Source organism: Paraburkholderia sp. BL25I1N1, from assembly GCF_003002025.1.
In the GTDB taxonomy this organism is placed as follows: domain Bacteria; phylum Pseudomonadota; class Gammaproteobacteria; order Burkholderiales; family Burkholderiaceae; genus Paraburkholderia.
In genome coordinates this window covers 88,060-112,989 of sequence record NZ_PVZB01000002.1, presented here as the reverse complement: position 1 = coordinate 112,989, position 24,930 = coordinate 88,060, and the positions used below count along the sequence as shown (strand labels likewise).

The 24,930-nt window shown below is 61.0% G+C and carries 22 protein-coding genes; 19 read left to right on the top strand and 3 right to left on the bottom strand.

What is annotated here, in order from left to right:
• Window positions 1-78 precede the first annotated feature (78 nt).
• The 6 genes from B0G73_RS03345 (at window position 79) to B0G73_RS03320 (ending at window position 6,041) form a co-directional block, all read left to right on the top strand.
• The gene (locus B0G73_RS03345; protein WP_106277899.1) at window positions 79-1,398 is read left to right on the top strand and encodes an MFS transporter; all 1,320 of its coding nucleotides are present in this window, start codon (window positions 79-81) and stop codon (window positions 1,396-1,398) included.
• 180 nt (window positions 1,399-1,578) lie between these two features.
• Entirely contained in the window at window positions 1,579-2,559 is a 981-nt protein-coding gene (locus B0G73_RS03340; protein WP_106277897.1) for a quinone oxidoreductase, read from the top strand.
• 10 nt (window positions 2,560-2,569) lie between these two features.
• Complete coding sequence (locus tag B0G73_RS03335; protein ID WP_106277895.1) at window positions 2,570-3,418, top strand: TauD/TfdA family dioxygenase; 849 nt, start codon at window positions 2,570-2,572, stop codon at window positions 3,416-3,418.
• A gap of 18 nt (window positions 3,419-3,436) precedes the next feature.
• Entirely contained in the window at window positions 3,437-3,997 is a 561-nt protein-coding gene (locus B0G73_RS03330; protein WP_106277893.1) for an alpha/beta hydrolase, read from the top strand.
• A 45-nt stretch (window positions 3,998-4,042) separates the two neighbouring features.
• The gene (locus tag B0G73_RS03325) at window positions 4,043-4,387 is read left to right on the top strand and encodes a Rieske 2Fe-2S domain-containing protein (RefSeq protein ID WP_106277892.1); all 345 of its coding nucleotides are present in this window, start codon (window positions 4,043-4,045) and stop codon (window positions 4,385-4,387) included.
• 25 nt (window positions 4,388-4,412) lie between these two features.
• Window positions 4,413-6,041 carry a 3-(methylthio)propionyl-CoA ligase gene (locus B0G73_RS03320; protein WP_106277890.1) on the top strand — a complete coding sequence of 543 codons (1,629 nt, stop codon included), beginning with the start codon at window positions 4,413-4,415 and terminating at the stop codon, window positions 6,039-6,041.
• An 83-nt stretch (window positions 6,042-6,124) separates the two neighbouring features.
• Here the strand turns inward: B0G73_RS03320 and ppk2 are convergent, their stop codons facing one another.
• The gene (gene ppk2 / locus B0G73_RS03315) at window positions 6,125-6,940 is read right to left on the bottom strand and encodes a polyphosphate kinase 2 (RefSeq protein WP_106277888.1); all 816 of its coding nucleotides are present in this window, start codon (window positions 6,938-6,940) and stop codon (window positions 6,125-6,127) included.
• 385 nt (window positions 6,941-7,325) lie between these two features.
• On the opposite strand from ppk2, the gene B0G73_RS03310 reads away from it, so the two are divergent.
• From B0G73_RS03310 to B0G73_RS03250, 13 genes are all read left to right on the top strand, one after another.
• The gene (locus B0G73_RS03310; protein WP_106278377.1) at window positions 7,326-8,006 is read left to right on the top strand and encodes a hypothetical protein; all 681 of its coding nucleotides are present in this window, start codon (window positions 7,326-7,328) and stop codon (window positions 8,004-8,006) included.
• 406 nt (window positions 8,007-8,412) lie between these two features.
• The gene (locus tag B0G73_RS03305; RefSeq protein WP_106277886.1) at window positions 8,413-9,000 is read left to right on the top strand and encodes a YSC84-related protein; all 588 of its coding nucleotides are present in this window, start codon (window positions 8,413-8,415) and stop codon (window positions 8,998-9,000) included.
• 694 nt (window positions 9,001-9,694) lie between these two features.
• Window positions 9,695-11,152: a nitrogen regulation protein NR(II) gene (locus B0G73_RS03300; RefSeq protein WP_106277884.1), complete on the top strand. Its 1,458-nt coding sequence runs from the start codon at window positions 9,695-9,697 to the stop codon at window positions 11,150-11,152.
• A complete protein-coding gene (locus tag B0G73_RS03295) occupies window positions 11,149-11,772 on the top strand; it encodes a response regulator (protein WP_258193171.1) in 624 nt (207 codons plus the stop codon). Before B0G73_RS03300 ends, B0G73_RS03295 begins: the two co-directional genes overlap by 4 nt.
• 167 nt (window positions 11,773-11,939) lie before the next feature.
• Complete coding sequence (locus B0G73_RS03290) at window positions 11,940-12,326, top strand: response regulator transcription factor (RefSeq protein WP_106277880.1); 387 nt, start codon at window positions 11,940-11,942, stop codon at window positions 12,324-12,326.
• 41 nt (window positions 12,327-12,367) lie between these two features.
• Window positions 12,368-12,892 (top strand): hypothetical protein, encoded by a 525-nt coding sequence (locus tag B0G73_RS03285; RefSeq protein ID WP_258193161.1) that lies wholly within the window; start codon window positions 12,368-12,370, stop codon window positions 12,890-12,892.
• A gap of 117 nt (window positions 12,893-13,009) precedes the next feature.
• Window positions 13,010-14,227, top strand: coding sequence for an efflux RND transporter periplasmic adaptor subunit (locus tag B0G73_RS03280; RefSeq protein ID WP_258193170.1), 1,218 nt, complete (start codon window positions 13,010-13,012; stop codon window positions 14,225-14,227).
• Between the two features lie 13 nt (window positions 14,228-14,240).
• Window positions 14,241-17,459, top strand: coding sequence for an efflux RND transporter permease subunit (locus B0G73_RS03275; protein ID WP_106277877.1), 3,219 nt, complete (start codon window positions 14,241-14,243; stop codon window positions 17,457-17,459).
• 1 nt (window position 17,460) lies between these two features.
• Window positions 17,461-18,996 carry an efflux transporter outer membrane subunit gene (locus B0G73_RS03270; RefSeq protein ID WP_106277875.1) on the top strand — a complete coding sequence of 512 codons (1,536 nt, stop codon included), beginning with the start codon at window positions 17,461-17,463 and terminating at the stop codon, window positions 18,994-18,996.
• Window positions 18,993-20,276, top strand: coding sequence for a paraquat-inducible protein A (locus B0G73_RS03265; RefSeq protein WP_106277874.1), 1,284 nt, complete (start codon window positions 18,993-18,995; stop codon window positions 20,274-20,276). Before B0G73_RS03270 ends, B0G73_RS03265 begins: the two co-directional genes overlap by 4 nt.
• Window positions 20,260-21,879, top strand: a complete 1,620-nt coding sequence (locus tag B0G73_RS03260) for an intermembrane transport protein PqiB (RefSeq protein ID WP_106277872.1) — start codon at window positions 20,260-20,262, stop codon at window positions 21,877-21,879. Before B0G73_RS03265 ends, B0G73_RS03260 begins: the two co-directional genes overlap by 17 nt.
• Window positions 21,876-22,463, top strand: coding sequence for a membrane integrity-associated transporter subunit PqiC (locus B0G73_RS03255; RefSeq protein ID WP_106277870.1), 588 nt, complete (start codon window positions 21,876-21,878; stop codon window positions 22,461-22,463). Before B0G73_RS03260 ends, B0G73_RS03255 begins: the two co-directional genes overlap by 4 nt.
• Before the next feature lie 73 nt (window positions 22,464-22,536).
• Complete coding sequence (locus B0G73_RS03250) at window positions 22,537-22,794, top strand: RNA-binding protein (protein WP_106277869.1); 258 nt, start codon at window positions 22,537-22,539, stop codon at window positions 22,792-22,794.
• Between the two features lie 285 nt (window positions 22,795-23,079).
• On the opposite strand, the gene ydiK is transcribed toward B0G73_RS03250, so the two are convergent.
• Window positions 23,080-24,228 carry an AI-2E family transporter YdiK gene (gene ydiK, locus B0G73_RS03245; RefSeq protein ID WP_106277867.1) on the bottom strand — a complete coding sequence of 383 codons (1,149 nt, stop codon included), beginning with the start codon at window positions 24,226-24,228 and terminating at the stop codon, window positions 23,080-23,082.
• Between the two features lie 52 nt (window positions 24,229-24,280).
• Complete coding sequence (locus B0G73_RS03240) at window positions 24,281-24,865, bottom strand: hypothetical protein (protein WP_106277865.1); 585 nt, start codon at window positions 24,863-24,865, stop codon at window positions 24,281-24,283.
• Window positions 24,866-24,930: the final 65 nt, after the last annotated feature.

Genomic DNA, 24,930 nt, shown 5'->3' with positions numbered 1-24,930 from the left:
GGGCGACACAAATATCGGCCCCTTTTTTGTCCATCATGGGAAAAGGGCGCCGGACGCGCGAGACGCGGAGGAGACGAAATGCTTTTACAGCATGCTGAGCCCACGACGGGCGATGTTTCAGCAACACAATCCGGGATACCGGCCTACGCATGGGTGGTATGCGCGCTCACGATCGGCCTGCTGCTTTCCGACTATATGTCGCGCCAGGTCCTCAACGCGGTCTTTCCGTTTATCAAGTCCGCATGGAATCTCTCTGACACGAAGCTCGGCTCGCTGAGCAGCGTGGTGGCACTCATGGTTGGCGTGCTGACCTTTCCGCTTTCGGTGCTCGCGGATCGCTGGGGCCGCGTCAAAAGCATCGTACTGATGGCGGCGCTGTGGAGTCTCGCGACGCTCGGATGTGCCATCTCGACGACTTACGGCGAGATGTTGCTCGCACGCGCGTGTGTCGGTATTGGCGAGGCGGCCTACGGAAGTGTGGGCATCGCGCTAGTCCTGAGCATTTTTCCGCCGCGTCTGCGCGCCACGCTCACCGCCACTTTCATGGCAGGCGGCGCGTTTGGCTCCGTGATGGGCATGGCGCTGGGCGGCGCTGTCGCGACCCACCTTGGATGGCGCTGGTCGTTCGGCGCGATGGCTTGCGTCGGTATCGCGCTGGTTGTCATTTACCGTTGTGTTGTCACGGAGAAAAGGCTGGCGACACTGCAGCCGGCGACCGCCGGGCACAAGGGTAACCTTGGCGTGCGGATGAGCTTCCGCGCGCTGATGAAGGGGCTGTTTTCCACGAAGGCCGTCGTTTGTGCCTATGTGGGCAGCGGTATGCATCTGCTCGTGCCGGCGGCCGTGTGGTCATGGATGCCGAGCTTCCTGAATCGCTATTACGGCATGGCGCCGGATAAGGCCGCCGTGCATGGTGCGGTCTTCGTACTCGTGACCGGCCTTGGCATGATCGTGTGCGGCTGGCTCTCCGACCGGCTCAACAGGAAGGTCGTACAAAGAAAGTGGCTGACCGCGATCGTGTACTGCTTGTTGTGCTGCGTCCTGCTCGGCATCGCTTTCCAACTGCCGGCCGGCCGGTTGCAACTCGTCCTGATCGGTTGCGGCATGTTCTTCTGTGCCGGCGCGACGGGGCCCTCGGGCGCCATGGTGGCGAACCTTACCCCGCCGTCGATCCACGCTTCAGCGTTCGCCACCCTGACACTGGCCAACAACCTGCTGGGGCTGGCGCCCGCGGCTATTCTTACGGGCATCGTCGCAGACCGGATCGGCTTGCTCGGCGCCTTGCAACTGGTCCCGCTGGCGCCGCTGTTCGCGGCGATCGCGTTCGCCATTGGCCGTCGCAGCTACAGGCGCGACCTCGACCTCGTGAATACACTACGTGAGAAGGCCTCGCTCTGAGCGGCTCGCTCGCGCTTGCCGCGTCGTCCGCCTGATGATGCGGCGGCGCGGTCGGTTAAATCCGGTCAAGAAAGCAGTACCTGGACACTTTGCGGTAATCGACGCCTCCGCCGAGACGTAACGTTCTCCGGCAGGCGCATTCCCCTTCTGTAAATCGAGCAATAAACTGGAGAACGAATCATGGCGAAAGCAGTCCGCTTTCATGAAACCGGCGGCCCTGAGGTCTTGCGTTACGAGGACGTTGAAGTCGGCGATCCGGGGCCGGGGCAGGTTCGCCTGCGCCATGAAGCAGTGGGCCTGAATTTCGCGGACACCTATTTCCGCTCCGGACTGTATCCGGTTCCGCTGCCTGCCGGCATGGGTGTGGAAGCAGCCGGCGTGGTCGAAGCAGTGGGCGAGGGCGTGACGAACGTCGCGGTAGGTGATCGTGTCACCTACACGGGCTTTATCAACACGCTTGGCGCCTACAGCACGGAGCGCCTGTGTCCGGCGGCACCGCTGATCAAGCTGCCTGACGACATTGCCTGCGAGACGGCGGCAGCCATGACGATGCGCGGCTTGACCTCGTCGTATCTGATGCGGCGCATCTATGACTTCAAACCCGGCAATACGATTCTGCTTCATGCCGCCGCGGGCGGCGTCGGGCTGATCGTATCGCAGTGGGCCAAACTGCTGGGGCTCACGGTGATCGGCACGGTTTCGAACGAAGCCAAGGCGGAAGTCGCCCGCGCGCATGGCTGCGAACACACCATCAACTACAGCCATGAAGACGTCGCCGCGCGCGTACGCGAGCTGACCGATGGCGTCGGGGTCAATGTGGTGTTCGACAGTGTCGGCAAGGATACCTTTGAAGCGACTCTGAATTCGGTCAAGCGCCGCGGCCTGATTGTTTGCGTCGGCACGGCATCGGGGCCGATTCCGGCATTCAATCCGCAGATCCTGGCAATGAAAGGATCGCCGTACCTGACCCGTCCGGCGCTCGCCGACTACATCGCCGACCCCGCCGAAAAGTCGGACCTGGCCGGGGAAATTTTCGGCCACGTTGCGGCTGGCCGTATCAAGATCGAGATCAACCAGCGCTATGCGCTCGAGGATGCCGCGCAAGCGCACCGTGATGTCGAATCGCGCAAGACAACGGGTTCATCGGTCTTCGTCATCTAAGGAGGGCACCATGCTTGTCGAACAACTCACTAACGCCATTGGCGCCGAACTGGTGGGTGTCAAGCTCGCCGACGCGATCCACGACGACGGCCTCTTTGCCGAGATCCGGGCGAACCTGCTCAGGCACCGTGTCCTGTTCCTGCGCGATCAGGACATTAGCCGTGCTGAGCATGTTGCTTTCGCGCGCCGCTTCGGCGAGCTGGAGGACCACCCGGTCGCGGGCAGCGATCCGGAGCATCCGGGCCTCGTGCGAATCTACAAGTCGCCGGATCAGCCCAACGACCGCTACGAAAACGCGTGGCATTCCGACACCACGTGGCGCGAAGCCCCGCAGTTCGGCGCCGTGCTGCGCTGCGTGGAATGCCCGCCGGTTGGCGGCGACACGATGTGGGCGAACATGGTGCTCGCGTATCAGAACCTGCCGTCGCACGTGAAGGAGCAGATCGCCGACCTGCGCGCACGTCACAGCATCGAAGCGAGCTTCGGCGCCGTGATGCCGATCGAGAAGCGGCATGCATTGAAGGCGCAGTATCCCGACGCCGAGCATCCGGTCGTGCGCACGCACCCCGAGACGAGCGAGAAAGTGCTGTTTGTCAATGCGTTCACCACGCACTTGACGAACTACCACACGCCGGCGCGCGTGCGCTTTGGCCAGGACGCCAATCCGGGCGCCTCCGATCTGCTGCGTTATCTGATCAGCCAGGCGTACATCCCGGAGTACCAGGTGCGCTGGCGCTGGAAGCCGAACAGCATCGCCATATGGGACAACCGCTCCACGCAGCACTACGCCGTGATGGATTACGCGCCGTGCCATCGAAAGATGGAGCGAGCCGGAATTATTGGCGACAAGCCGTACTAACCTGAAGGACTCCGCGTCGTGACGCTCAATACCGCACCTACCGTACTCGTCGTGCCCGGTCTGCGTGACCATGTCGCCGAACACTGGCAGACACTGCTGCAGGCTCGTCTTCCCAAAACGGCTTCGGTGCCGCCGCTCGAGCAGGACAAGCTCAGCTGCGCGGCGCGCGTCGCGGCGCTGGACGAGGCCATCGCGAAGATCGATGGCCCGATCGTACTGGTCGCTCACAGCGCCGGCGTCATGATTACCGTGCACTGGGCGCGGCACCACAACCGCCCGATCCAGGGCGCGCTGCTGGCCACGCCGGCGGACCTGGAAGTTAACATGCCCGCCGGTTACCCGACGCTGGACGTACTCGAAGAACAGGGGTGGCTGCCGTTTCCGCGTCAACCGCTGCCGTTCCCGAGTATTCTCGGCGCCAGCCGCAACGATCCGCTTGCAGGGTTTGATCGCGCTGCCGGTATGGCGGCAGACTGGGGCAGCCGTCTCGTCGACCTCGGGGAGGTCGGGCACCTGAACCCCGCGGCCGGCTATGGCGACTGGCCGCAGGCGGACACCCTGATCCGCGAGCTGATGTGACATGGAAGCCATGTTGCGTCGGGCCCGTGATCGGGAGAACAGATAATGTCACGCCAGATACCGGTCGGATCGGCCGATGAACTTGCCCCAGGACAACGCAAGCTGGTCTTCGTTGAGGGTCGCAGTGTCGTGCTCCTGAACGTCGACGGTGAGCTCTGCGCGGTCGACAACGCCTGTCCGCACAACGGCGCATCGCTTGCAGGCGGGCAGATCGAAGGGCGCCTGCTTCGCTGCCCCGCCCACGGCCTTCGTTTTGACGTCGCGACCGGTTGCATGCCGGGCAAAGGCGGTTTGAGTCTTGTGACCTTTCCCATCCGGAACGTCGCCGGCAGGCTCGAACTCACCGTCGGCGATACCACGGCAGATGCGTGTCACGCGCAATCAAGCTGAATCTGGACAAATGAGGAAGATACTCATGTATGGTTTGATGATGCAGCAACCGCTGCTGGTCGCATCGCTGCTCACCCATGCCGAACGGCATCACGCCGGGCAGGAAATCGTGTCGCGACGGGTCGAAGGCGACATTCACCGCTATCGCTATCTCGATCTTGCGCAACGCGCCAGAAAGCTGGCCAACGCCCTTGCCGGGCTCGGCATTGCTCAAGGTGAGCGCGTCGGTACGCTGGCATGGAACGGCTACCGCCACATGGAGTTGTACTTTGCGGTGTCGGGTTCCGGCGCCGTACTCCACACGCTCAACCCCAGGCTGCACGTCGATCAGATCGCCTACATCATCGATCATGCCGACGATCGCGTCATCTTCTTCGACCTGACCTTCCTCCCGCTGATCGAGTCTGTCGCCTCGCGTATCAAGAGCCCGAGGGTATTTGTCGCGATGACCGACCGCGCAAACATGCCGGCAATGCACGACCTGCCGATCATGTTGCTGTGCTACGAAGATCTCATCGACGGTCACAACGACGACTTCGCCTGGCCGCTCCTCGACGAGAACCATGCCTCTTCCCTGTGCTACACGTCAGGGACCACCGGCAATCCGAAAGGGGTGCTCTACAGTCATCGTTCAACGCTTCTGCACACCTACGCAGCGGCGTTGCCCGATTCACTGAACTGTTCAGCGCGCGACGTGATCCTCCCGGTCGTCCCCATGTTTCATGTGAACGCATGGGGTCTGCCTTATATCGCATGCATGGTCGGCGCCAAGCTCGTGTTCCCGGGTCCCGCTCTCGACGGTAAATCGCTCTATGAGCTGATCGAGGCAGAACAGGTCACGCTCTCCGCCGGTGTCCCGACTGTCTGGCAGGGACTGCTTCGACATGCGGCCGAGCGTGGCACGACGTTTACTTCCATGCGCCGCACGATCGTGGGAGGCGCGCCGTGCCCGACGGCGATGACGGCGGAATTCCAGGAGCGCTACCAGGTCGACGTCCTGCATGCGTGGGGGATGACGGAGCTGAGCCCGGTCGGCACGGTTTGCAGCTTCAAAGGGCACCACCTGTCGTTGCCGGCGCAGCAGCGCTACGCTATCCAAGCCAGGCAGGGCCGCGCCGTGTTCGGCATCGACATGCGAATCGTGGGCCCGGACGGCAAGGAGTTGCCATGGGACTCTCAGGCAACGGGCGACCTGCAGGTGCGCGGGCCGTGGGTGACGTCCGGTTACTTCGGCGGCGAAGATGCGTCGCCGCTATGCGATGGGTGGTTTCCGACCGGTGACGTGGCGAAGATCGATCCCGACGGCTTCATGCAGATCACCGACCGCAGCAAGGACGTCATCAAATCCGGCGGGGAATGGATCAGTTCGATCGACATCGAGAACGTGGCCTGCCTGCACCCGGGAGTGGCGAGCGCCGTGTGCATCGCCGCGAGGCATCCGAAATGGGACGAGCGCCCGTTGCTGTTGATCGTAAAGAAGCCGGAGAGCGTGCTTGGAACCGACGAGTTGCTCGAATTTTTTGACGGCCGGGTCGCGAAGTGGTGGAAGCCCGATGCCGTCGTGTTTGTAGAAGCCCTTCCTCTCGGTGCAACCGGCAAGGTGCTCAAGAACCAGCTGAGGGATCAGTTCCGGGACTACTACCTGACGGCTTGACGCGCGCGCAACACGATGGACACCCGGAAGTCCGGCGTCGAGTTCCGGCATTTGCCATCGCCGAGTCTCGTGAGGCTCCCGGGTCAGAAACGCTCGGCTATGTACTTGAACGGATAGTCCGGATCTTTATAGCCATCGGGTTTTTGTCTCTTCGGCAGCGTAATTTTCTTGCGCGGCGTTTCCTGATAAGGAATTCTTCCGAGCACGTCGCTGATGATATTGAGCCGCACGCGCCGCTTGTCGTTCGAATTAGCTACATACCACGGAGCGATATCGGTGTCCGACGCCTCGAACATCGCGTCGCGTGCACGGGAGTAGTCATACCATCGGCTATAGGATTTCAGATCCATTTCCGTCAACTTCCAGACCTTGCGTCCGTCGTGGATGCGAGCTTCGAGGCGGCGCGTCTGTTCTTCGGGGCTGACCTCCAGCCAGTATTTAAGCAGGATCACCCCCGAATGGACGATCGCACGCTCGACAAGCGGCACCGCCTTGAAAAAGGTCGCGACGTCCTCGTCGGAACAGAAACCCATCACTCGCTCGACCCCCGCGCGGTTGTACCAGCTGCGATCGAAGATCACAACTTCTCCCGCCGCCGGCAGGTACGGCACGTAACGTTGCAAGTACATCTGGCTCTTCTCGCGTTCACTTGGCGCAGACAACGCAACCACGCGAAATACCCGCGGACTCACCCGTTCGGTAATCGCCTTGATCGTGCCGCCCTTACCGGCGCCGTCGCGTCCTTCGAACACGATGCAGATCTTGCTTCCCGTTTGCACGACCCATTGCTGAAGCTTGACCAGTTCAACGTGCAGATCAAACAACGCCTTCCGGTATTCCTTGTAAGAGAGAGCGTTGCCTTCCGCGGAAGGCACTTCTTTCCCCCGAGTCTTCGCCATTCCCATATCTCCGCGCGGACGTGACCTGCATAATTTTCCCGTGATCCTTTAGCAAGGTAGGACGCCGGACACCGGAAGGCCATACGACTTTGGTCCAATATCGTCGCTAAAGCGTGCGCAGTATCTTGCTGGAGTCCGCCATTGGATCGTCGATCCGACGGGCGTCGCCATGCTATGTCCACGTGCTGATTCGAACAGCGCCATCGCCACCAACGAAGAGGCACTTGTCGTCGCCGCAACAGCATTGGGACTGCTGCCGCGTTCGTGATCGGCGCGACGAAAACTCACCCTCCGGCGGCATTCGCCCGCCGCCGAGTGTCGGCATGCCATGAGCGCGTTCGGCCAAGTGGACGATAAACACATGCCAACCGCGGCGAGAGACCTCATGTACGCTATCGGCCTGATGGATCAGGGAAACATCGATACCCGCGAGCCGGTTCTGGACACCGTCGATCGGGTGTCCGAATTGTGTTTTGGCCTGTTTATGGCGCTAACGTTTGTCGGCGCCGTGTCGGCCGTCACAGCCGGCGAAGGTGCCGGGCGGAAAATGTTTTATACGGCGCTTGGCTGCAACCTCGCGTGGGGCCTCGCCGATGCGGTCATGTTTCTGGTCCGCACGCTGACGAATCGCGGCCGGCGGCTGAGGCTTGCGCTGACCGTGAGACATGAGCCGGATGCGGCGGCGGGAGTTCGCGCGCTTCGTGCCGCATTGCCCAGGTGGGTCGCGCCGCTGATCGCCGATACGGAACTGGAACTCATCCGGGCGCGCATTGCCGCCATCCCGGATTTACCGCAACGGCCGCGCTTTTTGCGGGCTGACATGGTCGCAGCGTTGGCCATCTTTCTTATCGTGGTCTCCTCGACGTTTCCGGTTGCCTTGCCGTTCGTCGTGTTCAGCCACGTCCCGACTGCCTTGATCGTCTCGCGTGCATTGACGATCGTCATCCTGTTTGGCAGCGGAATAGCGCTGGGCCGTCATTCCGGGTTCGGTGAATGGAAAGCGGGATTGGCCATGGCAGCGCTCGGCGTACTGCTGACCATGGCAATCATCGCGTTGGGAGGATAAAGCAAACGCGGCTCTCCCGGACCGCGTACCGGGCCGGCTACAACCTCACGTGCTCGGCTCCCCACGCCGCGACCGCCGATCAGGTCGCCCGGCGTAAGACCAAGGTCCGATTTTCCGATTGTCGCAGCGTGACATTATGTAATTGGAGACGTCGCCACCGACGCGCCCGTTCATCGAAGACGCGACAGTTTGCATGTTCGCGGGAGACTGCTCGTCTGTGCCATGAGGACAGGAGCGGCAGCCGCGTGAGGACTTCACGGGTGATTGTGCACCGCTGCGTTGCTCGCTGGATGAGCCAGTAAGGCGAGCCGGATTGCGGGCAACCATTGGATCGCGATTGGGCAGGGAACAAAGCGGCCAGAAATCGAGCTGGCAGTCCGCACTGTAACCACAATGGAGGTCGATAATGAACAGACGGAATTTTATGCAAAAGATCGCGATTTCAAGCGCCGCCGCGAGTTTGACTTTGACGGGGTGCACCGCGACATCCGGCAGCGGCAAGAGTCCTGAAACTGACGCGGCAAAGCGGCAAGAGATCAATGCAGCCGTGGACGGCACGTTGTCACGATTGGCCACGACAGTAAAAGGTTCGAGTGAACTGGTCTCGAAGGCTCAAGGGGTGCTGGTTTTCCCATCGGTGAAAAAGGCGGCCTTCGTCGTCGGCGCCGAGCACGGCGAGGGTGCGTTGCGAGTGGGTGGCGCGACAGTCGGCTACTACAACACGACCTCCGCTTCATTCGGACTCCAGGCGGGGGTCCAGTCGACCGCGGTCATATTTCTCTTCATGACGCAATCCGCGCTGGACGGTTTCCGCAAGTCGGCGGGGTGGTCGGCTGGAGCCGACACAGGAGTCTCGGTCGCGAAAATGGGTGCCAACGGCGCGATAGATACAACATCAGCGACCTCACAAGTGGTTGCGCTCGTCTTGACCAACGTCGGTCTGATGGCGGATCTGTCGCTCGCCGGAACGAAGGTGACCAAACTCGATCTGTAAGCGTGCGCTACGCGCGCTGGCATACAAAGTTAATCAGCATGCTTAAGGAATGCCATATTGATTCGAATCTCTGCATAGCGGACGGCGCGGTACGATGCGCTCAACATTCGTGAGCTGACCAGGTCGGCACGTCTTTATTATCATTTGGCGCGCGCAATGATTCGTTATTGACGGCGTGGTGGGGGCGATTTTATCAGGAGACTCATAATCTGATTCACGCAATGCACACCGATCTTTTCCGAATAAAAAGCGTGTTGTACATCCGCTGGTGGCAATACGACGACGCGCGGGATATATCTAAATAGTCCTTTAGACGTTCCGGCCCGTTGCCGTCTGGATATTGTCCGCTGATCACTATATGACGCGAATTCACGGTGCCCGGTAAGGGCATACTTGCATGTGCGCTGGCCCGTGCTCGATTCACACGAGGAGATGCACCGCTTCATTGTATTTAGCAAGGCTTTTCAACGTTCAGATAAGTGCTAGCGAGTTTTCTTACAGTGCGCATCGGGCAGGGATTGCAACTTTCAAAAAAGTCTTTCATAAACCTTCACATCCTTGCCTGAGGCTCTATACTGTTTTCAAGTTACCGATGCTCCAGGTTCAACGCTAAGAATCAGTATAGTTGACCGAATCCGCACGTGGCGAGACGGCGACTTTGGACATGCACTCAACATTGGTGACGGAGAGACCAGTGATCAATCTGATCGTGCGTGGCAAAGACCTGGTGCAAGGCATGGTCGGTATCGCCATGGCCTGCTGCTATATGGCCCGACTGCGCCCGCCTCGAGATGTCCACCGCCAGTCGCGTGCCTCACCCATCAGCGCCCGTTCGCCTCGGGAACGAGCATATTGGCGGCTGAGAACACCAGGCGCGAAATCATTGGCGTTTTTCGGCGACGTTGCGGATCAGCCCGAAAAATGGATTGCTGCCAATGAGCGCGAGCTTGCCAATGCAAAGCCGGGACGGCACGCACATGCAGGCGCAAGCGCGGCCGGTCTGCAAGCGGAACGCTGCGGCAGGCGCGGGATTCTGGACGAAAGAATTCATTTGCGGGACGCGCTTGAAATGTTGCCGCTCGCGATGCTTACGCTCGATCGGAAAAATCAGATAGTCTTTGCGAACGCCAGAGCGATAGAACTGTTCGGCTACACCAGCGAAGAATTGACCGGCGCACCGATCGAGATGCTGTTTCCGGTCCATGCCTGGCAGGGTTGCGATTCCATGGCCGAAGACCGCGGCACCCGTCACAGGAGCGCCGATCGTGCAACGACACAGGTGCTGGTCGCGCGCCGGCGCGACGGGGAAGGTTTTCACGTGGAAGCCGATACCAGCAGATACAGCGCGTCTGATCAGGGTTTGCAGATCATTGCCATAGCAGGGCTCGTGGCCTGCCGCGAAGTGGATCAAAACCGCAAGGAGATGGCCCATCTGGTGCGGGTTTCATCTTTGGGAGAACTAGCGAGTTCTCTCGCACACGAGCTGAATCAGCCGCTTACCGCTATCTTGAGCAACGCGCAAGCGGCGCAGAAATTGATCGAGTCGGAGAAGGTCAATACGGCGGAACTCCGTGAGACATTGGGCGATATCATTCTGGATAATCGGCGCGCGAGTGAAGTTATCCAGAAGATCCGGACGATGGTACGAAAAGGTGACCTTGAGCTGCAGCCGGTAGATATCGGCGATGTGGTCCGGGACATCGCCCTGCTCGTACATAGCGACGCAGTAGCGCGGGAAGTTCGCACGGAATTCGACATCGCCGACAATCTGCAGACGTTGTTCGGCGACAGGGTTCAACTGCAGCAGGTGTTGCTCAATCTGCTGCTGAACGCCTTCGACGCGGTGAAGGATTGCGATCCGGCTGAACGCGTCATCGAAACAACGGTGCGAGAGGGGGTCGGGGGCGGAGTACGCATTACGGTGAAGGATCGAGGTCAAGGGTTGACCGTCGACAAGATGAATAAAATATTCAGGCCATTCTTTTCGACGAAGCCCCAGGGACTCGGTCTTGGTCTTTCCATCAGCCGCACGATCGTCACAGCGCACGGAGGCTGGTTATGGGCGGAGAACAACGAGTGCAAGGGAGCGTCGTTTCACATAATGTTGCCTCAGAAAGCGGCTGTACGAAGGGATCCCCGGGGGGCGTCATAAATCCGGACACCGCGCGTGTTTTCATCGTGGACGACGACGAGCAGGTGCGATGCGCGCTCTCCCGACTGCTTCGCGTATCCGGTTATCTGGTTGAAACTTTCGACAGTCCCGAAGCTTTTCTGGATAGAGCCGACCTCGCCAGCGTACCTGCATGCCTCATTCTGGATTTGCAGATGCCGGGCATGTCGGGGCTTGAAGTGCAGCGCAATCTCAATCAGCTCTTGCCTATCGTTTTTCTGACCGGGCACGGCGATGTCGGGTCGAGCGTTGAAGCAATGAAGGGTGGTGCGCTCGATTTTCTGCCCAAGCCGGTATGTCAGTCTCTCCTGCTTGCCGCGGTGGACCGCGCGCTAAAGGTCGCTTGCATGGAGTGGGCGAAGAGGAGCGAAAAGGCTGAGCTGCAGGAACGGCTCGATTGTCTCACGCACCGCGAGCGTGAAGTCATGGCGCTCTTATTGACAGGGCGTCTGAACAAACAGGTCGCCAGCGATCTTGGCGCGGCTGAAAAGACCATCAAGATTCATCGCGCCCGGGTGATGAAGAAGATGAAGGCGCGATCGATTGCCCAACTGGTCCGGCTCGCGGAAAAGGTCGGCATGGACGCAGCCGACGACCTATAAGGTTGCATTGCCCCGATCGGGATTGCGCGGGAGGGAGGCCGGCGCAATTCCATCCTGTTGTGACGCCGCTAGTGGACTAAGGTCCTATATCTCGCTTTAAAATCTCACGTTACGCTGGAACTCCGAACGGGTTTTCTCGTGGAGCGACCGCGCTTTCGCATATCAAAATGGTCAACCCCAATCAGATCGTTGCCATAGTCGACGATGATGAATCGGTATGCCGAGCCATCAAGCGGCTGCTGCGCGCCTCAGGTATTGAGGCGGAGACGTTCTCCAGCGGCGACGAGTTCTTGAATACACTCTCGGCGATTCCGTCGTACCGGCCTGCGTGCGTTATTCTCGACATCCAGATGCCTGGCACAGGCGGACTGGAAGTTCAGCGTCAACTTGCGCCCATGGGCCTGCCGGTCATCATGATCACCGCGCACGACGAGTTCTCCGTCAGACAGACCGCGCTCGCGTCTGGCGCTGCCGCCTATCTGCGAAAACCGTTCAATGCCGCCATCCTGATCAAGGCTGTGGAAATGGCGATGAATGGTCCGCTGGGTCCTTGAAGTATCTGTGCCCGGCCGGGCGATATGAGACCAAGGTCTGATTGCCTCTCTGTATTTCAGCTACCAAACTGACCTACATCAGCGCGCGGCTCAAATCGCCAGCCGTCGTCGTGCGCGGGTTATTGCGCGCGCAGCGCTCAAAGAAAAAGCCGGAGTACGTGATGAAACCAAGGCCCACCTTACTCGCTTCTGCAATTGCGATTCTGTTCAGCGCCATTGCATTCGACACGTCGGCCGCCGACTTCGATGGCAGCAAACGACTCATCTGCGCGACGATCGACGCGCATTCATGCGATCCCGGACTAACCTGCAGCCGCTCTTTACCGGCGGATATCGGAGCGCCCCGGTTTCTCTCGCTCGACTTCGACAAGAAGGTGATCATCGGACCCGCGCGAACGACGCCCATGCGTATCGCCAGCAAAGATGCCAATCAGATCATCATGGACGGGACAGAGATGGGATTTGGGTGGACCTTGGTGCTCGATTCGACCGACGGATCAATGACATTGACGATCGTCAATAGCGACGATGCGCTGGTGCTCTTCGGCAACTGTACGGTCTTGTGATCAGGCGGGCGCGCAATGAAAACTGTCGCCATCCATCATTCCGCGCGGGGGCCGCGATGTCTCGGTGCTGCGGACACACCGGTTGTGTTTTGTCGTTCGTGGCGCGCGCTGCTGCTGATGGCAGCGGCGATGACCTTGCTCGCCGCCTGCAAAAAGCAACCTGCCGCGCCCGCCGCCGCCGCGCCGGAGGTGACCATTACGACCGTCGTACAGAAGGACACGCCTGTCGATTTCGAATTTACCGCTCAGACTCAGAGTTCGCGCGAGGTCGAGATTCGTGCGCGCGTGGACGGTTTTCTCGACAAACGCCTGTACGTTGAGGGGCAGCTCGTCAAGGCCGGGCAGACGATGTTCCAGATGGACCGCAAGCCGTTCGAGGCCGCGCTGCAAACCGCGAAAGGACAACTCGCGCAGCAGCAGGCGCGTTATCAGGTTGCCAAGGCGAATCTGGCGCGGGTTGAGCCGCTCGCTGCTCAAAACGCGTTGAGCAAGAAAGATCTCGACGACGCGATAGGCAACGAAAAGCAGTCCGCCGCCGCAGTGATCGCGGCAAAAGGGGAAGTCGATACAGCCCAACTTAATCTCGGCTATACGACGATCAAGTCCCCCCTCGCGGGTCTGTCGAGCTTTGCACGTCAGCAGGACGGCAGCTATGTCACGGCGACTTCCAACGGCTTGCTGACCTACGTTTATCAACTGGACCCGATGTGGGTGAACTTCAGCATCTCCGAAAACGAGATGTTGAAGTACCGGGACCAGATTGCAGCCGGTCTTCTGAAATTCCCGGAGCACAACGATTTTGTCGTCAAGCTGATTCTGGCCGACGGGTCGGTGTTCTCGCAGGTCGGCCGTATCGACTTTGCGAATCCTGCTTTCAGCACCGAAACGGGGACCTTTCTGGTGCGGGCGGTATTCGATAATCCGAAGGGAGCATTGCGGCCCGGTCAATTCGTGAAAGCGCGCGTTTCCGGGGCCATCCGGCCGAACTCGATTCTCGTGCCGCAGAGGTCCGTATTACAAGGCTCGAAGAGTCACTTTGTCTGGGTCGTCGACGACCAGTCCAAAGCGCACCAGCGGGTCGTCGAAGTGGGCGATTGGCAAGGCGACGACTGGTTCGTCTCGGAGGGACTCAAGCCGGGCGAGCGCATCGTGGTGGATGGCGCACTGCGTGTCGCAGCGGGAGCGCAACTCAAGATAGTTAAAGGCCCACCCGCCGAGAAGAACGCAGCGCCGTCCGGACCTGCCGGGTCTGAAAGTGCGGCGCAGGCACCTGCACCTTCCACGCAGGCCAAGGAGTCCGAGGCGCAAGGAACCGGCAGCGGTGCGACCCAATGAAAGGCCGACCGATATGAGCATCTCGCACTACTGCATCGATCGGCCGATTTTCGCGTCGGTCATTTCGATTGTCATTACGCTAGGCGGCGCGTTGGCGATGTTCGCCCTGCCGGTCGCGCAGTATCCCGACATCACTCCGCCGCAGATCACCATTTCCGCCACGTATCCGGGCGCGAACGCGGAGGTTGTGGCGAACAATGTCGCCGCGCCGATCGAGCAGCAGGTCAATGGCGCGGACAACATGATCTATATGAATTCGTCGAGTTCGTCTACCGGCAACCTGACGATCAATGCGTACTTCCAGATCGGCACGAACCCGGAACTGGCTCAAGTCGACGTGCAGAACCGCGTGAATCTCGCCTTGCCGCAACTGCCCCAATCGGTCCAGGCGCAAGGCATTCAGGTGCAGAAGAAGTCGTCCGCCTTCATGATGGTGATTGCAATTTATTCACCTTCCGACCGGTACGACTCGGTCTACATCGCGAATTTCGCCAACGTCTACGTGCTCGACGCGATCAAGCGGGTGCCGGGCGCGAATCAGTCCAGTATCTTCGGCAATCCGGATTACGCGATGCGTATCTGGCTGAAGCCCGATCGGATGGCGCAATTGGGCGTGACAGCCGCGGACGTTCAGCGCGTGGTGGCGAACCAGAATCAGCAGTTCGCCGTGGGCAGTATCGGACAGTCGCCTACGGGAAAATCGGTTGAGCAGTCCTTTGCCGTGACGACGACTGGCCGTCTGACCGAGCCGTCCGAGTTCGAAAATATCATCGTGCGCGCAGCGAATGGCGGGGCGGCAATCGTGCGCATCAAGGACATCGGGCGCGCCGAACTCGGGCAAAAAGATTACTCCATCCGCAGCCGGTTCCAGGGCAAGCCCGCGACCGTCCTCGCTGTTTATCAGCAGCCGGGTGCGAATGCACTCGAAGTCTCGAAGAGCGTTCGCGCAACGCTGGCGGAACTGAAAAAATCGTTTCCGGAAGGCATGACTTATGAAATCGCGATGGATACGACCGAGTTCACCCGGTCCTCCATCTCCGACGTCATTCACACCTTCTTTGAAGCACTGGTGCTCGTCGTTATCGTCGTTTTCGTGTTTCTGCAGAGCCTTCGCGCGACGCTGATTCCGATCGTGGCGGTCCCGGTCTCGATTGTCGGCACATGCATGTTCATGCTTCCGCTGGGGTTCTCGATCAACATGCTGACCCTGTTCGGGATGGTGCTCGCCATCGGGATCGTGGTCGACGACGCAATCGTCGTGATCGAGAACGTCGAACGAAACATCACGGTGCTCAAGCTCAATCCCAAAGATGCCTCAAAAAAGGCCATGGACGAGGTGGCGGGACCGGTCGTCGCCATCGTGCTGGTGCTGTGCGCCGTGTTCGTACCGGTGGCGTTTCTCGGCGGCATCACAGGTCAGATGTACAAGCAGTTCGCCATTACGATTGCGATATCGGTCGTGCTGTCCGGCATCGTCGCGCTGACTTTGTCGCCGGCGCTCGCCGCGTTGCTGCTGAAGAGCTCCCACCACGAGAAGAAAGGCTTCTTCCGCTGGTTCGATAAACAGTTTGCGCGCATGACGTCGGGCTATTCGCGAGCGGTCAGGCTGGTAATCAAGCGATCGATTTTCGCGCTGGTGTTTTTCGTAGCCATGATCGTACTCGCCGTGCTCATGGTGCGGTCGATTCCCTCCGCGTTCCTGCCACCGGAGGACCAGGGCTATCTGCTCGGCGCAGTCGTCATGCCCGATGCGGCGAGCCTCGACCGTACCGGAGAAGTGTCCCAGCAGGTCACCGACTACTTCATCAAACAGCCGGCAGTCGGCAGCATCACGGTGGTCGACGGATATAGCCTGCTTGATAACCAGAACAAAAACAACGCAAGTACTTTCTTTGTCGGTTTCAAAAGCTTCGATGAACGCTATTCTTCGGAGAACATCCGCACGCAGAACGCGCGAACCGTCTTGCAAGACGCGTACCGCCATTTCGGGAACGTGAAAGAGGGCGTGGTGATTCCCGTCAACCCGCCGTCGATTCCTGGTCTCGGCACGACCGGCGGCACGGAAGTGTGGATTCAGAGCAAGGGCGACTCGAGCATCGCGCAACTCGCGGAGGTTGCGCAAGACTTCGTTCAGAGGGCCAAGCAGCGTCAGGAACTCGCGGGTGTGACTTCGACGTTCAACGCCTCGTCGCGGCAATTGCTGGTGCAGGTGGACCGCGACAAGTCCGAGACGCTCGGCGTGCCTGTCGAAGACGCGTACAGCTCGATGCAAACGATGTTCGGCTCGCTCTACGTCTCGCAGTTCAACCGCTCGAGCCGGCTCTGGCAAGTCATTTTGCAGGCGGAGCCGTCGTACCGGTTAAAGCCGGGCGACCTCGATCAGATTTTCGTGCGCAGCAAGACTGGCACGATGCTGCCGATGACGTCGGTGGCCACTTACCAGTTTGTCGTGGGTCCCGACCTGGTCACGCGGTTCAACAATTTTCCCGCGATCAAAATCACGGCGAACGCCGCTCCCGGATTCAGCTCCGGTCAGGTCATCTCCACCCTGGAGGAACTGGCGACGCAAATGCCGGCCGGCTATGACGTCGCCTGGAGCGGAGAGGCTTACGAGGAACGGCAATCGGGCGGCACGTCGGGGCTCGTCTTCGTGTTCGGCCTGGTGATGGTGTTCCTCATCCTCGCCGCGCAGTACGAGAAGTGGAGCTTGCCGTTCGGCGTGCTGATGGCGGTCCCGTTCGCGCTGTTTGGCGCACTGCTCGCCATTCTGCTGCGCGGCCTGAGTAACGACGTCTACTTCCAGATCGGCTTGACCATGCTGGTTGCGCTTGCGGCCAAGAACGCGATCCTGATCTTCGAATTCGCCGTGCTGAACCGCGAGACCGGCGCGTCGGTGTTCGACGCCACCATGACGGCGGCCGAAGAGCGCTTGCGTCCGATCGTGATGACGTCGCTGGCTTTCATTCTCGGCTGTGTGCCGCTTGCCATTGCAACGGGCGCGTCGGCCAACAGCCGCCATTCGATCGGCACGGGGGTGATTGGCGGCATGATCGGCGCGACGGCCATCGCCGTATTCTTCATTCCGATGTTCTATTACCTGCTTGAGTCGATGTCCTCGCGCTCCAGCGGCGGCAAGCAGAAGTCCGGCCCCGGCGCAGCCGGAACGACGCGGGAGTCGGGCGCCGCGGAGCCCGGCCTGCCGCCGCACGCGCCGTCGCAAGAGAGCCCTTGACATGAACGCGACCGCTTTGGCGCGCCTGCTCGCTTCGGCCACGCTGCTTGCGCTGGGCGGGTGCCTGCTCGGCCCCAACTACGTGCGGCCCACGGTGGAGGTGCCGGCAACGTATCGCTTTGCGCAGGGCGAGGCGGCCGAGATTGCCAACACGACGTGGTGGGAGCAGTTTCAGGATCCGGTGCTCGACCAGTTGATCGCAACCGCGTTGCTGGAGAATCGTGATGTCAAGATCGCGGCCGCGCGGGTCGACGAGTTTCAGGCGCAGTTCGTGACGACGCGTTCCGCGCTGTTTCCACAGGTGGTCGCGGGCGCCGATGCATCTCGCCAGCGCGCGTCTCAGGCGAGCGGAATACCGATACCGAACGGCGTCAGCCCGATCTACAACCAGTTCGACGCGACGGTGTCGGTGGCATGGGAAATCGATCTTTTCGGCAAGGTTCGCCGCCAGACCGAGGCTGCCCGCGCCAACCTTTTGGCCAGCGAGGAAGGCCGCCGGGCCACCATTCTGACGCTGGTCAGCTCCGTTTCATCCGCCTACATTAACTTGCGCAGTCTTGATCGGCAGCTTGAGATCGCGAAGTCGACCGTGGAAAGCCGCGACGAATCGGTCCGGGTTTTCACGTTGCGCTTCAGGGGCGGCGAGGTGTCGCAAATGGAGCTGGCGCAAAGCCAGTCGGAATACGAGGCAGCAAAGGCCACCATCCCGCAGCTCGAAGCGCAGATCGGCCAGCAGGAAAATGCGTTGTCCGTGCTGATCGGCAAAAACCCCGGCGCAATTCTGCGCGGCCGCGAACTGTCGACGTTGGGCTCGCCGCAGATTCCGAACGAGCTGCCTTCGGACTTGCTGGAACGCCGTCCGGATCTGCTGCAGGCCGAGCAGGCGCTGGTGTCGGAAAACGCGCTGATCGGCGCGGCCAAGGCGCTTTACTTTCCGTCCATCTCGCTGACCGGGCTGTTTGGTACGGTCAGCACGCAGTTTTCAAACCTTTTCACCGGCCCGGCGCGGGTATGGTCTTTTGCCGGCAGCGTGACGCAGCCTATCTTCACGGCGGGCAATATCTCCGGGCAGGTGCGGCAGGCCGAGGCGCGTCAGCAGGAAGCGCTGTTCGCTTATGAGAAAGCGATTCAGGTGGCATTCCAGGAGGTCGAAGACGCGCTCATCTCCGTGCAGAAGACGCGCGAGCAACTGGCCGTGCTGGCCAACCAGGTCGAGGCGCTACACACCTACGCGCGGCTCGCGCGTCTGCGTTACGAAGGCGGTTACACAAGCTACATCGAAGTGCTCGACGCCGAGCGAAGCCTCTTCAACGCACAACTGAGCTATACGCAGACGCAGGGAGCCGAGCTGACGTCATTCGTCAACCTCTACAAGGCGATGGGCGGCGGCTGGGTTCTCGCCGCTGAGAAACTGTCCGTTCCACCGGCCGCACCGCCCGCACCGGGTACGCCGTCGCCGGACACCACACCCACCGCGCCCGTCGCGCGTGGCGCGGCGCCGGCGGGCGACCCAGCGGTCGCGCTGGAGGCGAGATGACACGCCGGGAAATCATTGCTTGCGAGGAGTGCGACATGCTCCAGCTTGCAGCGCCTCTGCCGCCCGGCGGCTCGTGGCGTTGCCGTCGTTGTCGCGCGGAGCTCGGCAGGGAACGTACGAACGGGCCCGAACGTGCTCTCGCCTTTACCCTCGCGTCCGCCGTGCTGCTTGTCATCTCCAACGCCTTTCCTATCGTAGGTTTGTCGGTGAACGGCCATCTCGTCCAAACGACACTGGCCGGGTCGGTCCGCGTGCTCTACGCGCATGGCACCTGGCCGCTCGCGGCGCTGGTCTTCCTGACGACGATCCTGACGCCGGTGCTGCAGACCCTGGCCATGCTGTGGCTGCTCGTGCCGCTGCGTCTGGGACGAGTACCGTGGCACGCGGTCGAGGGCTTCCGGCTGTTTCAACTGGCGCGGCCGTGGGGCATGACCGAGGTTCTGATCCTCGGTCTGCTGGTCGCGCTCGTCAAGCTGACGCATATCGCGAAGGTCGTGCCAGGCACGGCGTTGTGGTCGTTCATGGTGCTGATGTTGTTGCTCGCCGCGGCGTCGGCGACGTTCGATCCGCGCGAGATATGGTCGCGCATCTGCGCCCTCAAAAATGCCGACGGCGCGTGGCGGCTGCCTCCCGTAGAGCAGCACCGCGCGGCGGTGACGGCCTCCGCATGCGGGCTCGTGCTGTGCGAAGAGTGCGGGCTACTGGTGCGCGATCCGGCGCGATCGGGCGAGCAGGGCTGCCCGCGTTGCAAAGCGCGCTTGCATATGCGCAAGCCAGCGAGCATCTCGCGGACGTGGGCGTATCTGTCGGCGGCAATCGTGCTGTATATCCCCGCCAATGTGCTGCCCGTGATGAAAACGAGTTCGCTCTTCGGAGCGCAGAAAGACACGATCATGAGCGGCGTGGTCTATCTGTGGGTATCCGGTTCATGGCCGCTTGCCGTTCTCGTGTTCATCGCAAGCATCGTGGTACCGATGCTCAAGATCCTTGGCCTTGCGTATCTGGCGGTCTCCACCCAGCTTCACTCGCAATGGCTTCCCGAGCAGCGCACCAGAATCTACCGCGCCATCGAACTGGTTGGGCGCTGGTCGATGCTCGATATTTATGTCATCACGATGCTCGTCGCGCTGGTGCAATTCCAGGCGCTGGCGACGATCGAGGCCGGTCCGGCATCGATAGCGTTCGGAGCGGTGGTCGTGTTGACACTGCTGGCGGCGATGGCTTTCGATCCGCGCCTCATCTGGGATGCAGCGGAGAGCGCTCATGTCAAGACCAAATGACGAGCCGGATCTTCCCGAACTCCCCCTGGCGGATTCCGTTCCACGCTCGCGCTGGCGCATGCAACTGGTGTGGCTCGTGCCGATCGTGGCGGTGCTGATCGGCGGATGGCTGGCTACGAAAGCGATCCTGGAACGCGGCGAGAATATCACCATCAGTTTCAAGACCGGCGAGGGCCTTGAAGCCGGAAAGACAAAGGTCAAGTTCAAGGACGTCGATATTGGCGTGGTCGAGGCCGTGAATCTCTCGCCGGATCATAAGAGCGTCGTGGCGAAGGCAGAGGTGGCTCGCGACGTGGCGAGTCTGCTGGTCGAGAACACCCGGTTCTGGGTCGTGCGCCCGCGCATTTCAGGCGGCACGGTCTCGGGGCTCGGCACGCTGCTCTCCGGGTCGTACATCGACGTCGATGTGGGCAATGCCGCGAAAGCGCGGCGTGATTTCGTCGGGCTCGAAGAGCCCCCTGTGTTTGCGAGCGACGTGCCAGGGCGGGAGTTCATTTTGAAGGGTGCGGGTCTCGGCTCGCTGGACGTGGGCACGCCCATCTATTTCCGCAGACTCCGGGTCGGCCAGATTGCTTCTTACAAACTGGACCCGGACGGCAAAGGTGTCACGGTGAAGGCGTTCGTCAATGCGCCTTACGACCAGTTCGTGAAGACCGATACGCGCTTCTGGCACGCGAGCGGGGTGGACATGGCGTTCGACACGAACGGTCTGCGTGTCGAAACCCAGTCGATCGTTTCCATCATCATCGGCGGCGTGGCGTTCGAGTCACCGCCGGAGTCGCAGGAAGTGACCAGCGCCGCCGCCAATACGGGATTCGAACTTTACGCAACGCGCGCCGACGCGATGAAACAGCACGATCGGATCGTCGATAAATACGTCGTCAATTTCATCGATTCGGTGCGCGGGCTGACGGTTGGCGCGCCGGTCGATTTTCGCGGTGTAGTGATCGGCGAGGTGACGGCGATCTATACACGCTTCGAGCCGGCACAAAACCGTTTCAGCATTCCCGTCGAGATAGCGATCTATCCCGAGCGCTTTACGTCACGCTATCAGAACGGGCGCGACGGAGGGCGTCTAAGCGACAACCCACGTGGACTAGCCGACTATCTGATCGAACATGGATTCCGCTTCCAGCTCAAGAGCGGCAATCCGTTGACGGGTCAGCTTTACGTCGCGTTGGACTATTACCCCGATGCGCCCAAGGCGAAGATTGACTGGAGCAAGTCGCCGCCGGAATTGCCTGCCATACCGCGCACGCTTCAGTCGCTGCAAGACTCGGTTACACGCTTGCTGACCAAGCTCAACAATATTCCGTTCGAGGCGATCGGCAACGATGCGCGTACGACGCTACGCACGACCAACTCGATGATCTCCCAGCTCAATAACGAGGTCGTCCCGAAGGCGCGTGACACGTTCACGTCGGCGCAAACCGCGCTCGATTCCGCGAATACCGCGCTGCAACCGGATTCGTCGCTGCAGCAATCCACGGAACAGGCGATGCACGAAATGACCCGAACGGCAGCCACGCTGCGTACGCTGGCCGACTATCTGTCCCGGCATCCGGAAGCGCTCGTGCGCGGCAAGTCTGAGGACAAGCCATGAGGTACGCCACGACATGTCTGATTCTCGCGCTTGTCAGCGGCTGGCTCGGCGGATGTAAATCGCCATCGGCCAGTTTTTACACGCTGAGCCCCGACCGCTCTCTCGCCAGCTCCGGCGCAACGCGCTCGATCGCTGCCGTGATCGGGCCCGTTACGATACCGGACCTTGTGGATCGGCCGCAAATCGTGACCCGGGTCGGAGACAACGAGGTCGAGATCAACGAATTCGCCCGTTGGGCGCAACCGTTGAGCGGCGACATCGGCGGTGTGATTGCCGCCAACCTTGCCGTGCTGCTGAACTCACCGCAGATTTCGGTGTTCGATCTGACGCGCGAGCCGCCTGGCGTATGGCGTGTGCGTATCGACGTGATGCGCTTCGAGTCCACACCGGGGCGGGACGTCACCGTCGATGTGCTATGGGCCGTGCGCCCGCCGGGTAATGGCCGTTCCGTCACGGGCCGCTCTGTTGCGCGCGAGGCGGTGTCCGGTCCGGGCTTCGATGCGCTCGTTGCCGCGCACGATCGCGCACTGGCGTCGGTGAGCCGCGATATCGCGGCGGCGATGCAGGGGAGTCCGGCTCAGTGACGCGGCGTGCGGATCGTGCATCGACATCGTGGTGCAACGCCGCGCGCAGGGTAACGATCGAGGAGCAAATATCATGGCTGAACTGATGCTGGGCAACGTGGAAGAAAGCGTCTCCGATGAGGAAATCGGGGCGTTCCTTATCCGGTATGGTTTCCCTCAATTCAGTACGATCCGCCGTATCCCGGGCGCGGGCTCGCGGCCCGCGGCGCTGGTGATTTTCGACGACGTGACGGCGGACGGGTTGCGCATGCTGCAGCCGCGCGTGCACAACCTGTTCTGGAAGGGCCGCACGATCACCGCGTTGCTTCTTCCGGAGCGCGATGAATCATAGAACGCCCGGAGCCGCGTATGGGTCTGCTGTCGTCGTGGTCGTCGAGACGGCGCGCGCTGGCAACAGGGCACAGGGGTCCGGTCGCTGTTGGGGAGCGAGGCATCGTGCAGCTTCGCGGAGGGGGCGCGGCTGCAGGCGCTACTCGACGAGAACGATCGGGCTCTGGCCAATCTGGGCCTGAAAACAGAGGCGCTGGAGCGCGGCTGCAGATGATCTGCAAGGCACTCGCGTTGCCGGATGCCCATGTTCGACTGAAGGCGGTCGGGTGGTCTCGCCTCTCTCGCCTCAATCGGTCCGGCGGGGGACGAGGTGGCCCTGACCGTCCTGATTGCCTTGTGCTACCAACTTATCCGGCTGGTCTATCCACGCGCGGAGCAGATGGTAAGTGACGGCAAGGATAACCGGGCCGATGAAGAGGCCCACTGCTCCTATTGCGATCAGACCGCCTAGTACGCCTGAGAGGATGAGCACCATCGGCAGCGCAACCGCGCGACGGATGAGTATCGGCCGCAAAATGTTGTCGAGCGCCGAGACGGCGATGGTCCAGACGAGCAGCACGCTGGCCGTCAACTGCGCGTCATGCATGAATAGCCAGATCACGCAACCCAGCATGGGCAGCAATGGACCCAATTGTATGAGGCACATGACAAGCATCAATGCGCTGAGCACACCAGCGAACGGAATGCCCGCGAGCCAGACTCCGACAGCGCCGAGCGAAGCCTGCACGAGTGCCGTGACCACGACGCCGAGTGCGATCGCGCGGATCGACTGACCTGTGAGGTGGATAATGTTCGCGCCGTTCCCGGGCGACACTCGTAAAGCCAAAGCGGTCACGAGGGCGACCGCAGCCTCGCCCTGGCCATAGAGCAAGCCGCACACGATAAGCATCAGGATCAGATGCACGGCAAAGGAGCCGACCAGACCCATCTGAAGCAGAAGCCATTTCGCGACGACGGCGGCGTAGGGTTCCACCTTCGCGAGGATGCCCCCCGGACCCGCATCGGACAGTTTTTGCCACTCATCCGTTACACGATCCATTAGCGGGACACTGCCGAGCCAATGAGGCGGCGACGGAAGTGCGTAGCCAGGCAGGCCCTCCACGAAGTCCATGATGTCGGCCGTATGGCCGGCAAGCGTGGACACCGCGGCGTAGGTGGGGATGCATATCACCACGATTTCCAGCAACAGCATGACGGTGACGGCGAGTCCGCGCCGTCCTCCGAGCCATGGCTGGATTCTGAGCATGAGCGGCCATGTCGTGACGACAATCGTGGTGCCCCAGATCAACGCGGGCACGAACGGATGCACGATATAGAGGCTGCCACCAATGAGCAGCAGAAGCGTCCCGACAGCCAGCACGATTCGGGCTAGATCTACTTGAGGCCGAATTACCTGGCGCTGCGGCTCGGGAGAGGATTGGGCCAAATCATCCATTGTCTGTTCGGCTCCGGTTCAACTGTGCAATCAACCCTGCGTGGCTACCTGGCTACTTGGCTTGAGGTTCGACGGAAATTGCCACGGCTTCGTTGTAGAGCACTTCCAACCGGTCTCCCTTTTTGATCAGCTTGAGCTGGTCGGGATCCTGTACGACAAGGTCCACCGAATTGCCTTGCGGGCCTTTCAGCGTAATCGCGCCGGTCTGGTGGTTGACGGCGGTCACGCTGGCCATGACCGTTATCTCCCTGCTTGCCGAGCCGCCGGGTTTGGCGCCCATCGGCGCTCGCTCCAAGGTCTGGCTCTCGTTGACGGAAAGGGGTGCGCCGCCCTTTTTGAGCGTGACGGTAACGGCCTGCGAATACTCCGCCGTGACGACGTCGCCGATCTTCAACTGGTCGAAGTTGCGTGCTTCTTCACTCACCACGACTTGCACGACCTTGCCTTTGGCATCCTTGAGCCACACCGTTCGGGTGGCCGGCTCGATACCCACCACAGTCGAACTCGTCTTCACTGTGCCCTTCATGGATACTTTGCCGGGCGCGCTGTTGACCGCCACTTGTGGCTCTGTCTGGGCGGAAGCCATAGTAGCGAAAGACACGAACGCCGCTGCGACGATGAGTCTGCTGTTTCTCATGCTGCTCTCCTTGAACGCCTGCGCGCACGTCGACTTAGGCCCGAATGGCCGCCGGTCTTTCATGA

What these genes read in the sequence shown, in the direction of transcription:
- B0G73_RS03345 (WP_106277899.1), top strand. Translation starts at nt 79, where the DNA reads ATGCTTTTACAGCATGCTGAGCCCACGACGGGCGATGTTTCAGCAACA.
- B0G73_RS03340 (WP_106277897.1), top strand. Translation starts at nt 1,579, where the DNA reads ATGGCGAAAGCAGTCCGCTTTCATGAAACCGGCGGCCCTGAGGTCTTG.
- B0G73_RS03335 (WP_106277895.1), top strand. Translation starts at nt 2,570, where the DNA reads ATGCTTGTCGAACAACTCACTAACGCCATTGGCGCCGAACTGGTGGGT.
- B0G73_RS03325 (WP_106277892.1), top strand. Translation starts at nt 4,043, where the DNA reads ATGTCACGCCAGATACCGGTCGGATCGGCCGATGAACTTGCCCCAGGA.
- B0G73_RS03320 (WP_106277890.1), top strand. Translation starts at nt 4,413, where the DNA reads ATGTATGGTTTGATGATGCAGCAACCGCTGCTGGTCGCATCGCTGCTC.
- ppk2 (WP_106277888.1), bottom strand. Translation starts at nt 6,940, where the DNA reads ATGGCGAAGACTCGGGGGAAAGAAGTGCCTTCCGCGGAAGGCAACGCT.
- B0G73_RS03310 (WP_106278377.1), top strand. Translation starts at nt 7,326, where the DNA reads ATGTACGCTATCGGCCTGATGGATCAGGGAAACATCGATACCCGCGAG.
- B0G73_RS03305 (WP_106277886.1), top strand. Translation starts at nt 8,413, where the DNA reads ATGAACAGACGGAATTTTATGCAAAAGATCGCGATTTCAAGCGCCGCC.
- B0G73_RS03290 (WP_106277880.1), top strand. Translation starts at nt 11,940, where the DNA reads ATGGTCAACCCCAATCAGATCGTTGCCATAGTCGACGATGATGAATCG.
- B0G73_RS03280 (WP_258193170.1), top strand. Translation starts at nt 13,010, where the DNA reads ATGGCAGCGGCGATGACCTTGCTCGCCGCCTGCAAAAAGCAACCTGCC.
- B0G73_RS03275 (WP_106277877.1), top strand. Translation starts at nt 14,241, where the DNA reads ATGAGCATCTCGCACTACTGCATCGATCGGCCGATTTTCGCGTCGGTC.
- B0G73_RS03270 (WP_106277875.1), top strand. Translation starts at nt 17,461, where the DNA reads ATGAACGCGACCGCTTTGGCGCGCCTGCTCGCTTCGGCCACGCTGCTT.
- B0G73_RS03265 (WP_106277874.1), top strand. Translation starts at nt 18,993, where the DNA reads ATGACACGCCGGGAAATCATTGCTTGCGAGGAGTGCGACATGCTCCAG.
- B0G73_RS03260 (WP_106277872.1), top strand. Translation starts at nt 20,260, where the DNA reads ATGTCAAGACCAAATGACGAGCCGGATCTTCCCGAACTCCCCCTGGCG.
- B0G73_RS03255 (WP_106277870.1), top strand. Translation starts at nt 21,876, where the DNA reads ATGAGGTACGCCACGACATGTCTGATTCTCGCGCTTGTCAGCGGCTGG.
- B0G73_RS03250 (WP_106277869.1), top strand. Translation starts at nt 22,537, where the DNA reads ATGGCTGAACTGATGCTGGGCAACGTGGAAGAAAGCGTCTCCGATGAG.
- ydiK (WP_106277867.1), bottom strand. Translation starts at nt 24,228, where the DNA reads ATGGATGATTTGGCCCAATCCTCTCCCGAGCCGCAGCGCCAGGTAATT.
- B0G73_RS03240 (WP_106277865.1), bottom strand. Translation starts at nt 24,865, where the DNA reads ATGAGAAACAGCAGACTCATCGTCGCAGCGGCGTTCGTGTCTTTCGCT.